The sequence below is a fragment of the Bartonella sp. AP9QHHD genome, from assembly GCF_042195625.1.
Lineage (GTDB): Bacteria > Pseudomonadota > Alphaproteobacteria > Rhizobiales > Rhizobiaceae > Bartonella.
Genome location: NZ_JBHIOP010000093.1, coordinates 1 through 12550, shown reverse-complemented (window position 1 = coordinate 12550; position 12550 = coordinate 1). Strand labels below are relative to the sequence as shown.

7 protein-coding genes and 3 pseudogenes are annotated in these 12550 nt (G+C 39.9%); 9 read left to right on the top strand and 1 reads right to left on the bottom strand.

Annotated elements, in window-relative coordinates:
• Nucleotides 1-54: 54 nt before the first annotated feature.
• Nucleotides 55-497: pseudogene (locus tag ACFIK4_RS08205) on the bottom strand (integrase); the annotation flags it as partial.
• Between the two features lie 414 nt (nt 498-911).
• Between ACFIK4_RS08205 and ACFIK4_RS08200 the strand changes: the two are divergent.
• From ACFIK4_RS08200 to ACFIK4_RS08160, 9 genes and pseudogenes are all read left to right on the top strand, one after another.
• Nucleotides 912-1241 carry a hypothetical protein gene (locus tag ACFIK4_RS08200; protein WP_375638372.1) on the top strand — a complete coding sequence of 110 codons (330 nt, stop codon included), beginning with the start codon at nt 912-914 and terminating at the stop codon, nt 1239-1241.
• Nucleotides 1242-2269: 1028 nt separating this feature from the next.
• Nucleotides 2270-3103, top strand: a complete 834-nt coding sequence (locus tag ACFIK4_RS08195) for an outer membrane protein (RefSeq protein ID WP_375621215.1) — start codon at nt 2270-2272, stop codon at nt 3101-3103.
• Between the two features lie 335 nt (nt 3104-3438).
• The gene (locus tag ACFIK4_RS08190; protein WP_375675732.1) at nt 3439-4272 is read left to right on the top strand and encodes an outer membrane protein; all 834 of its coding nucleotides are present in this window, start codon (nt 3439-3441) and stop codon (nt 4270-4272) included.
• A 480-nt stretch (nt 4273-4752) separates the two neighbouring features.
• Nucleotides 4753-5211 carry a hypothetical protein gene (locus ACFIK4_RS08185; protein ID WP_375675730.1) on the top strand — a complete coding sequence of 153 codons (459 nt, stop codon included), beginning with the start codon at nt 4753-4755 and terminating at the stop codon, nt 5209-5211.
• 431 nt (nt 5212-5642) lie between these two features.
• On the top strand, nt 5643-6524 hold the full coding sequence (locus ACFIK4_RS08180; protein WP_375621217.1) for an outer membrane protein: 882 nt from the start codon (nt 5643-5645) through the stop codon (nt 6522-6524).
• Between the two features lie 221 nt (nt 6525-6745).
• Nucleotides 6746-8428: pseudogene (locus ACFIK4_RS08175) on the top strand (hemagglutinin repeat-containing protein); the annotation flags it as partial.
• A 20-nt stretch (nt 8429-8448) separates the two neighbouring features.
• Nucleotides 8449-8853, top strand: a complete 405-nt coding sequence (locus ACFIK4_RS08170; protein ID WP_375675728.1) for a hypothetical protein — start codon at nt 8449-8451, stop codon at nt 8851-8853.
• Between the two features lie 172 nt (nt 8854-9025).
• A complete protein-coding gene (locus tag ACFIK4_RS08165) occupies nt 9026-9502 on the top strand; it encodes a hypothetical protein (protein WP_375675726.1) in 477 nt (158 codons plus the stop codon).
• A gap of 127 nt (nt 9503-9629) precedes the next feature.
• Nucleotides 9630-12550: pseudogene (locus tag ACFIK4_RS08160) on the top strand (hemagglutinin repeat-containing protein); the annotation flags it as partial.

Below are 12550 nucleotides of genomic sequence, written 5' to 3'. Positions count from 1 at the left end.
AAACAAAGCAATTTTGAGGAGAGGCTGGAAACATACGGTAGGTTGGAAGACTTAAATCTCTGAAACCGGTATACAGCCTAATTGGGGGAGAATATGAATGTGTAAATGTAAAAACCAAATCTCATCTTTACCATCATTTTTAATTCTGCTTTACGACTTTCAAAAGTATTTAAAGCAATGTCTGTTAAATAATAGAGATTACGCATTGCCTCATGTTTTTAATGGATTTACGTTCTTCGTGTAAAACAGAACGCCCTAAACGGAATATATTTGTGTTGCTAATTCATGTGCTTTTTGTAAAGAAACCGACACCCAAGTTCATTTTACGGTGGCGCTCATAAAAGATATAACAATAAAGCTTCCAATACCAATATAAAATCTATTGAACACTACCATCTTTATGCTTATGGAGTAACAAGCCGCTACCATCCACACAACTGTACCAATTCCCAATGTTGTGTAAGTCCTTAGCACTTGAGACGGTTCATAAGAGGCATTTTTAGTCTTTTTTTAGTGTTTTTTATCCACACAGCTCTCTCAACTTGTAACGTGCAAACAAATGGTTTTGATTGATTCAACATGAAAAAGATTTGGAATGAGAGAATCTTATGGTATTTAGGATTCTCAGTCAATATGGATAACGCTATATTATCATTATAAATCAGTATATTATATGAAGTTCGTATAGTTTATTATTTTCAGATGATACTTCGTGCCTTTATTTATTACTCAATAAGTAATTTCTATGTTGGCAGAGCAGGGCAATTTTCTTTTATTTTAAAATTAAAATGCTCCAAAGCTTTATTTTTAAAGATTCTCACTTTTTATCTATAAACATGCTATTTTTTCTGGAAATTTGCAATGAAGGCACTAGATAAAATCCATTATGAATATTTGATGAGGTTAAATTTATGAACATAAAATATTTTATTACAGCTTTTGCTACTTTTGCTTCAATCTCTATGGCTCAAGGTGCAAGTTTTTTAGCGTCTCAAAACCTTATACAGAGAGCATCTTCGGCTGTTCCTCCAATAGGTTTTTTTACTGGTGAACAGCTTCGCAAGTTATTATCTGAAGTTTTTCAGATAGAACTTTCTTGCACAAATAACAGCGAAAGCATAACAGCAGCTAAGTTAGTACCTGTGTTACATTCTGGTAAAAAAAGAGATCATTATCCTAAAAGAAGACTAGGGAAAAAAGGACGGCCAAACCTATTTGCACGAGGTCCAATGAGTTTTTAAAAAGTGAAAAAACAACATCAAGAAGTATAATATATGCTTTGAAGTTGAAAAAGAGGGATATTTTTTCTGCCAAATTCATGATTTTTAAAGCAAGGGGTGGGTTGAAAACTTTCAGAAAGATTTCTCATTTTTTCAGCTTTAAGGAGATTTCTATATAAGTTTTAATGTTTATCATACCGGTTGTCTGTCTTTAGGTATTTTTTTCAATTTCGTCTTGTAAAGGAGTATGAAATGATAGCCTACAAATAAGGCTGAATCTCTGAAAAAGACTTTACTATAAGGTTGAGAGAAGAAAAAAATGGTAAATATGTCAAAAAGGAATAAATGCCTAAATAAAAACAAAGAGCAAGCGTGATGAAATTGCATGTAATCTTGTTGCAGTCCATAGGGTAGTGGAGATCTTTTTCATGTGCGCTACAAGCGTTCTTTACAATGATGAAAAAATAATCAAAGTGCTATTCACATTTGGTTATGCGAAGGATGAAGCTAAAAACGTTGTTTGTATGAATTTAAATGGAACAGTTAGATTTAGCTGCCCTCAATATTGTAACGGTCTTCACTATTACAATATTGAGAGTATTAATAGGAAGCATTTTAGCTTTTAAATAGTTTTATTTATTCACACACTTGCTTGTTTGTGAGGTGCAGAGGGATGGTTTTGGTTTCTTTAATATAAAAAAGCTTAAGATAAGAGCATCGTCAATATTGCAGACGAATTAATATAAAAGATATTTTTTCATTATAAATCAATATATTATATTTTTATGTCAATAGCACACGCTTTACACGGAGGGTACTGTGACGCAGTTTTTTTATCAAAATGATAAAGGAGAGAAAACGTGAGGAAAAGAGACCATTTGTGCATGGGCATAGTTTTATTCTCATTTATTACAGATCAAGCAATTAAGGGTACTTTGATTGGCTTTTTGTTTTTTTTATAAGTGTATCATTTTTGCTACAGATATCTGAAGATGGTGCTCTATATGAAACGGTGTGTTCAAATAAATATTCAGCTATGGAGAGAAAATATGAATATGAAATGGTTAATAACAGCTTCTGCTTTCGCTTTTGTTTCAGCTTCAGCAGCACAAGCAGCAGATGTTATTGTTCCCCCAAGACCAACACCTGTTGCTCCCGTTATTGTTGCTCCAACTTTTTCTTGGACAGGTTTTTATGTTGGGGGCCAGATTGGTGGTTTTTCGGGTAAAACGAAAATGGATATTCTCAGTAATGGAAACAAGATTCCAGCGCCTGATGACCTTTTGCCTAAACTATCTGGTTTCATGGGTGGTCTTTATGCAGGTTCCAACGTTGATCTTGGTAATGGCCTTATTCTAGGTGTTGATACAGATATCATGTGGTCTAATAAAGATGACACGAAGACAGGAAAAACATATGTCATTGCCCCAGAACACATCAATTATATTAACAAGGTATTAAAAGACGCTGCAATTAATATTGGTAAAGATGCGCTTAAACCTGGTGCTAAACGAACCCACAGTTTCACTTTTAAAGAAAAGTGGGCTGGTGCAACGCGCGTGCGTATTGGTTTTGCAGCTGAACGCATTATGCCTTATGTGGCTGGTGGTATCGCTTATACACAGCTTCAAGATAGTGCGTTGATTTCAATAACAGATAAAGATTCAGACAAAGTAATCGCTTCTGGTACTCTGTCTGATGAAACAAAGACCCTTGTTGGTTACACGCTTGGTGCTGGTGTTGATTTAGCAATGACCAATAATATTATTGTACGTGCGGAATATCGTTACTCAGATTTTGGGAAAAAGAAATTCTCAAATGATAAATATGAGACTTCTTACAAAACCAATGATTTCCGTGTTGGTGTTGCTTACAAATTTTAACAGATGATAAGTTAAATAACAGAGGCTCTGTCTTTGACAGAGCCTCTGTTATTTTCTGTTGCCATATTATCACACAATACATAATTTATTGTGGATGTGAAAAGATATTATTCAGATTTTCTTAAAAAAAATCATAGACAATAAACAAGAATTACATTTAAAAACCAATAAGTTATTTATATATATATCTTTAGGTTTCTCGTACAAAATCAAGCTATGAAGCGATTTTGTCTGGGATGTGCCCTCCATTTTCTGTGACTGTATCATTTTTACTACAGCTTTTCTTTCTGTAATCTTGTAGCACTGTGCTCATAAATAAATTAGGAGCAAAGTTTATGAATATAAAATCTTTAGTAACAACTTCTGTTATCGCTATAGCGGCAGCTTCTGCAGCACAAGCTGCTGATGTTGTCATCCCTCGTGAAACAGCCCCAGCAGTCATCTCAGCAGCCCCTGCCTATTCTTGGACAGGTTTTTATCTTGGTGCTCAGATTGGTGGTCGTTCAATGAAATCTGACAACTTTTCAAACGATTTTAAGTTTTCCGGTATGATCGGTGGTCTATACACAGGTTACAATATTGATCTCGGCAGTGGTGTAGTCTTTGGCTTGGATACAGATGTCTCTTTTGTTGGTAAAAAAGATACAGTTAATTACGGTGAACATACGGTTGGAGGATTATTAAATAAAACTGCTGAAGATATTACTAAAATCCTTACAGAAGCTAAGATTCCAGTGAAAGATGGTCTAAGAGTTGTATCTGGAGATGCATACACCGAAAGTGTTACTCTGAAAGAAAAGTGGTCTGGTGCTACACGCGTTCGCATTGGTTTTGCTGCTGATCGTATCATGCCTTATATCGCTGGTGGTGTTGCTTATACGCAAATACAAGGAATTTCCGCAATTGAAGTGAAAAAAGCTGTTGATACTTCTGCTAATCCTTCTGCTGATTCTGGTAAATTGGTTGCTTCTGGTAACGTATATGATGAAACAAAGACCCTTGTTGGTTTCACCCTTGGTGCTGGTGTTGACTTCGCAATGACAGACAATGTTCTGTTGCGTGCAGAATACCGTTACTCAGACTACGGTAAAAAGAAATACTTTAAAGACACAGCTGAACTTCAATACAGAGTCAATGATTTCCGTGTTGGCGTTGCATATAAATTCTAATTTCGTAAAAAACGAAATAAACTTCCAAGAGGCTCTGTCTTTGACAGGGCCTCTATTATTTTCTGTTGTTATATTATCACATACCCTATATTTATTAGGGGAGTAAAAGATATTATTTAGATTTTCTTAAAAAGATTTTTATAAATGACAGATAACAATTATGCCATAAAATCAATAATTTACACATACTTGTAACTTACAATTTCTTATGAAACGTGAAGTTATGAAATGACTTTATCTTGCGTCAGCTTTCGTTTCCTATGATTGTATCATTTTACTACAGCGTTTTTTTGTAGTCGTATAATACTGTGCTCGTAAATAAATGAGGAGCAAAGTTTACGAATATAAAATCTTTAGTAACAACTTTTGTTATCGCTATGACTACAGCTTCTGCGGCACAAGCTGCTGATATTGTCATTCCTCGTAAAACAGCTCCAACAGTTATCACAGCTCTTTCGTTTTCTTAGACAGGTTTTTATCTTGGTAGTTAAGTTGGCAACTTTTCAAGTCAAAGTTTATGTATTTGATTTTGAGACAAAAGAAAAAACTTCAGATAAAGATGCACTACCTATGCCTTCCGGTTTCATCGGTGGTATTTATTTAGGTTCCAACGTAGATCTTGGAAATGTTCTCATTCTAGGTGTTGAAACCGATGCAGTCTGGGCAGACCGAGGAGAGACGAAGACGGTCTCAAAGATTCTTGTGGTTGATGAATTTAATGATTTTAATGATGAATTTGAAGATGCTGGTGTTGCATTGCTGGTGTTACATTGGATGAAAATAAAAAGTTTCAAAAGGGTGACACAGCAGTGTATCGCATTGGTTTCAAAGAAAAAAGGTCTGGTGCAACACGGGTTTGTGTTGGTTTTTCTGTCGCTGACAGTATTATGCCTTATCTTGCGATGGTATTGCTTATGCGCAAATACAAGGTGTTGGTAAAGTTTCAGGAACAAAAAAGTTGGCAAATGGGTAAGCCAAGTAAAGAGTTTCTGCTACAGTATTTAATAAAACAAAAACGATGGAGGGTTTTATCCTTGGTGGTGGTATAGATTTCGCGATGACAGATCAATTCTGCTTCGTGCGGAATACTGTTACTCAGACTTTGGTAAGAAGGAATGTAAAAAGGATTATCTTAAACTAGGCTACACAACCAATGACTTTCGTGTAAGTATCGCTTACAAGTTCTAATTTCATCAAAAGTGCAATTATGAATAAAAAAGTATTAATAAAAAGTTAAATTTTCAAGAGATCTTGACTTTTACAAAACCGCTGTTTTCTAGGGTTTATTTGTGTGATTGTGATATTTTTACTACAGCTTTTCTATCTGTAATCTTGTAAGGTCGTTTGATAGTTAATTTAGGAGCAAAATTATGAATACAAAATCTTTAATAGCAACTTCTATTGCCGCTTTAATTTCAGCTTCTGCAGCACAAGCTGCTGATATTATCATCCCTCGTGAAACAGCCCCAGCAGTTATCGCAGCAGCCCCTTCGTTTTCTTGGACAGGCTTTTATCTTGGTGGTCAAGTTGGTAACTTTTCGAGTAAAACTAAAGTAACTATTCCAGGAGAAGATAAAGAACTTTTCAAAAAAGATAACACACCTAGTCCTTCTGGTTTCATGGGTGGTATTTATGCCGGATCTAACGTAGACCTTGGAAATGGTCTCATTCTCGGTGTTGAAACCGATGCAGTTTGGGCAGACCGTGAAGAATCAAAAACAGCCCGTGAATTGACTCTTACTGAAAAAAATGCAGCAGATTTTAATGCTGCCCTTGAAAAAGCTAAGGTTGAATTAAAAGGTCAGCAACAGTTTGAAAAAGGCGACAAGGTAACGGAAAAGCACAGTTACAAAGAAAAATGGTCTGGTGCTACACGCGTTCGTATCGGTTTTGCTGCTGTTGACCGCATTATGCCTTATGTTGCTGGTGGTATTGCCTATGCGCAGGTACAGGGTATTCAATCAGTTACAGGAAAAGGAGAGAGAGTTAAAGTTGAACAGAAAGCTGGTGTGGTTGAAAACCCATCAGTTAAGCAAAATGTAGATTTGACTGGTGGTACTTGGGCTGATGACACGAAGACAATGGTTGGTTTCACTATTGGCGGCGGTGTTGACTTTGCAATGACCGACAACGTTCTTTTACGTGCAGAATACCGTTACTCCGATTTTGGTAAAAAGAAATTCGCCAACGATACACGTGAATTCAACTACAAAACCAATGACTTCCGTGTAGGTGTCGCTTACAAATTCTAATTTCGTAAAAATGAAATTATCAGCACAAAAAATACTAAGGCCTCGTTTAACGGGGCCTTTATTTTATTATCTCTCTATTTTATTCCTCTTAATCTCTTCATTTTTAATGGGATCATACTCCTCATGCAAAACAGAACGCCCTAAACGGAATACACTTGTTGTTGTGTATTCACACATTTTTTTTAAATAAATATTTTTCAAAGTACATCAAGCCCACTTATGTCTCTGGAAAAGATTTGAATATTTTAGGCTCTGATGTTCAAGCAACGGATAAACTCCTCTTGCAAGCTGAGAGGAATGTTTCGATTGATGCCACACGCAACAGTGCCAATAGCCATCGCGGGGATCAAACATCTCATGTCGCGGTGCACAATGGCTCTCATTTAAGTTCTGGAAAAGAGACCACTGTTCTATCGGGTGGCGATATCCATATTGCTGCTTCCGATATAGATGCCAAGGGTAATGTTGCTCTTGGCGCCCAAGGGGAGGTAACAATAGGGGTAAGAAACGATGAGATGGAGTATCATCTTCGCACCAAAAACACGAAAGTGGATATGCAAGCCTCTCATGCGGTTGGCTCTTCGATAAAATCGGGAGGTGATAGCACTGTCATTGCAGGACAGGATGGCAAACCGCATGACCTTAGCATCACAGGCNATTTATCTCACATGATACAGAAAACTGTCACGCAAGAATTTTCGCCTACTCGTCAAGGAATGATACAGTCTCACGGCAATCTTATTATTAACGCTGATACCATTGACAACCATTATAGCATTATAGAAGCAGGGGGAAACGCCGATATCCACGCCAATGTGCTGACCAATTTAGGTGCAACAGCTTATAAAAACACCTATATGGGTTGTCAGGCTAATACGGATGCTTATTGTTATGCTTATAACGCTGATGGAAGCCGAAATGTTGCTTTAGATATAATAAATAATGATGGTTTTCGCCATATCAATTCAGAAGTTCTCGATACTGTTCCTGGTCTTGTTCAAGCGGGTGGCATTTTGAATTTGGTGGTCGATCAACTCCACAACGAGGCAGCGGAAGGTTCGATTACAGGGGATGCGCATTTTGAGGCAAAAACCGTTGGAGGCAATCCACTGGAGTCCTTAAGTGGTTTGCCTGGAGCTGGCGCTCTCTTTACACCAAAAGTCGATCTCAATAATGCGGGGGAACTTGCTGAGGGGCTCCCTTTACCAAAGCCCCAATCGGGGGGTGTTGGGGGCACGCTGCCCAATCAAAATTTCATTTATGAAACGCGGGCAGAATTCCTTGATGTCGGCAAGTTTTATGGCTCAGCCTATTATTTGAACAGAATTGGTTATAATCCTGACAGAGAGATTTTTTTCTTAGGTGATGCCTATTTTGAAAAGCAGCTGATTGAGAAACAAATGCGTGATCTTGTTGGTCAAGGTTTGGGCAAAGGTTCCTTTATTCCTGGAAGTGATGCCATTGAACAAGTCAAAACTTTGCTAGATGGTGGGGCAGATTATGCAAAAGCCCACAATCTCCCTTTTGGTGAGGCTTTGAGTGAAGAACAATTGGCGTCCCTAGAAGCCCCGATGGTGATTTATGTGCGCCAACAGGTCAAGGGCATGGATGTTTATNATTTCTATGGACCAGCCTTTAATGTTTTAGTTGCATCCGGTCTGTTAGGTTATGTGAGTGATGGCAAACAAACCACTGTTGGTTTTGATGGGCATAGATTTGACTTTGTAAGCAGAGTTATTGGCGGCAATGACTATACTTACGGGACACTCCCTGCCGGTAGTAACTGGTGGAAAGAATGGTGGAGAGTGATCATGAATCCCATAAGCTCCCATACTTGTCTTGGAGATGCGAGTCCACAATGTAGATATAATTATGGCACATCTCATCTAGAACAAAAACCTTGAATTAGATCATGGAGGAAAAAATGAAACAAACCTTAAAATTATTAAGCGCTGTAACTTTGTTCAGTATAGCCGGATGTCAATTTAACAAACCTCCTCTAGGAGAGGTGGCAGCGTGGAAGAAACCAGGAGCAGATTTTACAGAGGTAGGAAAAGCCTTGTTAGAATGTGGAATGCCAACTCCTTATTATACCGATCCAGAAAGCAGAAAGCTGAGTAACAATGCATGGGCAACAATTCATGCTTGTATGGTTCAATCAGGTTTCCATTATGAAAATGAACATGAGGGAGGATGGTGTTATACTTTTAGAGCCGAAAATCTCCCGATTTGTCGTCCAGGTGCTGTGATCCCGAGGCCCAGTGTCAAGAAGCGCTTAAACAGCCCTTTTTGTAAAAAATATAAAAACAGTCGTAAATGCCAGCCTTAATTTTGCTGCTGATGGTAATCAACCCCCATCCTTGTTTTTGCTTGGAATGGGGGATTGTTTTCTCAATCCACTATCTCAATATTGTTCACCGCTGTTTAAACAGTGGTGACAGAAAATATCACCAGGCTTACGGGCCTTCTTATCGCAAATAAATCCACTGAAAGAGGGGAAAATGAAGAAAATCTTAAAACTATTGAGTTGCATGGCTCTGTTAAGTATCGCTGGATGTATTAACCAACCTCCTCCATCAACTTTAGCATTATGGGAAAAGCCAGGTGTCGATAAAGCGATGATCCAACAATCCTTATCAAAATGTGGCTGGAAACCGGTTTATGCTTCTTCCAGTAATATGAATTCGTATGTCAATGAATTTGTCTCAGTGTATGAATGCATGAAAAAAGCAGGCTTCCGGTATAAATTGCAGGATTCAAGGGGGATTTATTTTACACAACCTCCGAAAAGTGACTCGTTCCTAACCGATCTCATGATAGCTGGATATCAGCAATTTATGGATAATGACACTTTTGGTCTCAGCAATACGAGCAAGAAGGAACGGGCCATGATAGCGCATTTTGAGAATGAAAGAAAACGTCAACAAACAAAAAAAGCTTTACAAAAGCGACCATCCAAGCGTCCTATCCATCCTTAAAAAGAGAGTTGGACAAAAGCACGAATGATGTAGGGTGCCAAAGCATTGCCCTCCTTTATCCACGCGGGTGGCAGTTTAAATCTGGTGGTCAATCAACTCAACAACACGGCAAATGAAGGTTCGATTACAGGATATGACTGTGCTATCTGGTCAAGATATCCATATGGCTGCTTCCGATATAGATGCCAAGGGCAATGTTGCTCTTGGCGCCCAAGGGGAGATAGCGATAGGGGTAAGAAACGATGAAATGGAGTATCATCTTCGCACCAAAAACACGAAAGTGGATATGCAAGCCTCTCATGCCGTTGGCTCTTCGATAAAATCGGGAGGTGACACCACGGTCATTGCAGGGCAGGATGGCAAACCGCATGATCTTAGCATCACAGGCAGTTCCATTGCGGCTGATGGCAAGGTAGGGCTGAAAGCCAGCAACGATGTCCTGATCAATAATGCAGAGGATAGCTTACATTATGAGATGTCGTATCACAAAGAGNCGCAGGGCGCACAACGGTTGACGGCGTGGAGACCGTATTAAACACCGAGGCGCTTTCTGCTGGGGGTAATGCAACGGTGATTGCTAAACAAGATATTACCGCCTCAGGGGTGGGGATCAGCACCGGAGGTGATCTTGCCATGGCTACAGAAGAAGGCAACTTGACGATAGGCTCAGCTGCAACGCATCACCATAAACAGTATAGTGACTCCATTATGCACCATAAATCTGTGTTAAACTCTGGAGGCTCGACGACACTTCTCTCTGGAAAAGATTTGAATATTTTAGGCTCTGATGTTCAAGCGCATGATGATCTTTACTTACAAGCAAAAGAAAATGTTTCGATTGATGCTACACGCAACAGCATGGACAATCATCGCGGGAGTGAAACCTCCCATGTCGCCTTGCACAATGGCTCTCATTTAAGTTCTGGAAAAGATACCACTGTCATCTCGGGTCAAGATATCCATATTGCTGCTTCCGATATAGATGCGAAGGACAATGTTGCTCTTGGCGCACAAGGGGAGATAACAATAGGGGTGAGAAACGATGAAAGAGATTATCATTTTCAGAGCAGCGACTTTAGTGTTGATAGGCAAGAGTCTATTTCTCGGGGTTCTTCGATAAAATCTGGGGGTGATACCACTGTTGTTGCAGGGCAGGATGGGAAACCGCATGACCTTAGCATCACAGGCAGTTCCGTTGCGGCTGAGGGCAAGGTAGGGCTGAAAGCCAGCAACGATGTCCTGATCACCAATGCAGAGGATAGTTCACACCGTGAGATATCTAGCTACACAGATGGCGGTTTTTTTGGGGGAAGCTCATCCTATCATGAAACTTTTGGAGCTACCCAAGTGGTAGGTTCAAGTATAGCAGGAGAAAAAGGCGTTGCCATTGAATCTGGAAACAACACGGAAGTTGTCGCCTCGACGCTCGTAGCCGGTAAGGCAGAGGAAACGTCAGGAGAGAAAGCACCAGGAGAACAGAAACAAGCGGATATTACCATTCACTCTGGGGGAAAGATTACTATCAAAGGCGCCCAAGAACACTTGGATCAGCAAGCACAATCGTCATCAAGTGGCTTTTTGCATGAGAAATCGTCCGATACATCTCAATCGCATACCACAACGGTTTCCTCTATCCTTGGGGCGACGGGAAACATCGTGTTAGACGCACAAGGAGAAGCCAAGATTTCTGCTTCTCATCTTCTTTCCGGTCAAGATATCAATGTGAGCGGAGAAAGTGTGACGATTGATGGCATGACAGATCATCATAAAAGCCATTCAGAGGAGCATGAAACAGGTTTTGGTGTGGGATCAGGTAAGGGCTTTGTGTCGATATACGGGAGTGAGGGAAAGACAGAAAATGAAGAGAGCTTTGAGCATCAAGGCTCTTCTCTCAATGCGGATGGCAATATCACCATCACTGCCAAGAAAAAAGATGTGACAATTGTTGGCTCTGATCTTGCAGGTGAGAATATTAACCTTTCGGCAGCGCATGATGTGAATGTGCTTGTTGGTCATAATAGCCATAAGTCAAACTCTGTAGAAGAACGCACAGGTTTTGGCATTCAGTTTGGAAAGAGCAAAAGTGGAGCTTCTGTAGGTATTGGGATTGCAAGCGCCAAAGATACGGGCGATCAATGGGAAACCACTTCCACACAATCACACATCACGGCACGCCAAGATGTGCAGATTACTGCTGACAATGATGTGAATTTACAAGCAGCCATTGTTTCGGCGGATCGTGATGTCAACATTGATGCCGGCAATAATATCACCCTATCAGAAAGCTATGATACCTCTAACGGCAAAGAGACACATGAAAAGTCTTTTGCTGGTGTGACAGGCTCTGTCAATGTGGGCATTCTTGGTGCTGTACAAGATGTAAGGGATGCAGTCAAACGTTTTGGTCATGGGGATACAAAACACAAAATCGGCAATGGTCTTATTGCTGGTCTAAAAGGCTATGATCTCTATAGCAAAGGCAAAGGTCTTTATAATGGGATGAAAGGTGGAAACAAACAGTCTATTCGTGATATTGCTGATGTTTCTGCTAGCGTAACCGTGGGCTTTAAGACAGAGAAGGCAGAAGCCTCTGTTCAGACCTCTACCGCGGTAACAGGTACAATAGAAGCAGGACGCGCTGTTAATATGCAAGCCCACAAAGGTAGCATCCATGGTGTTGGAGCCGATATTATTGCTGGTACAAACCCGATACAAAGCAATGATGAACAGAGCGGGAATATCACCATGGGAGCAGGTAAAGATATCATCTTTGAAAGTGCGCAAAACACGCAGAGCACAGAAAACCACACGCAAAGCGCTTCAATGAATGTTGGGTATAGTTATGGTACCGGTGGTACAGGGTGGATGGGGAATGCTTCTTTTGGTAAAGGCAAGGGTTCCAGTGAGGAGGTTCACCAGAAGAACAGCCATATTATTGGCACCGGCACAGTTCACACAACGAGTGGTGCAAACACCACATTGGCAGGCGCCGTGGTTTCTGGAGAGCGTGTAGAAATGGAAGTAGGGGGTGATTTTGCCATTACCAGC

Bases quoted from the DNA above. Each gene is read 5' to 3' on its own strand.
- ACFIK4_RS08200 (WP_375638372.1), top strand. From the start codon at position 912: ATGAACATAAAATATTTTATTACAGCTTTTGCTACTTTTGCTTCAATC.
- ACFIK4_RS08195 (WP_375621215.1), top strand. From the start codon at position 2,270: ATGAATATGAAATGGTTAATAACAGCTTCTGCTTTCGCTTTTGTTTCA.
- ACFIK4_RS08190 (WP_375675732.1), top strand. From the start codon at position 3,439: ATGAATATAAAATCTTTAGTAACAACTTCTGTTATCGCTATAGCGGCA.
- ACFIK4_RS08180 (WP_375621217.1), top strand. From the start codon at position 5,643: ATGAATACAAAATCTTTAATAGCAACTTCTATTGCCGCTTTAATTTCA.
- ACFIK4_RS08170 (WP_375675728.1), top strand. From the start codon at position 8,449: ATGAAACAAACCTTAAAATTATTAAGCGCTGTAACTTTGTTCAGTATA.
- ACFIK4_RS08165 (WP_375675726.1), top strand. From the start codon at position 9,026: ATGAAGAAAATCTTAAAACTATTGAGTTGCATGGCTCTGTTAAGTATC.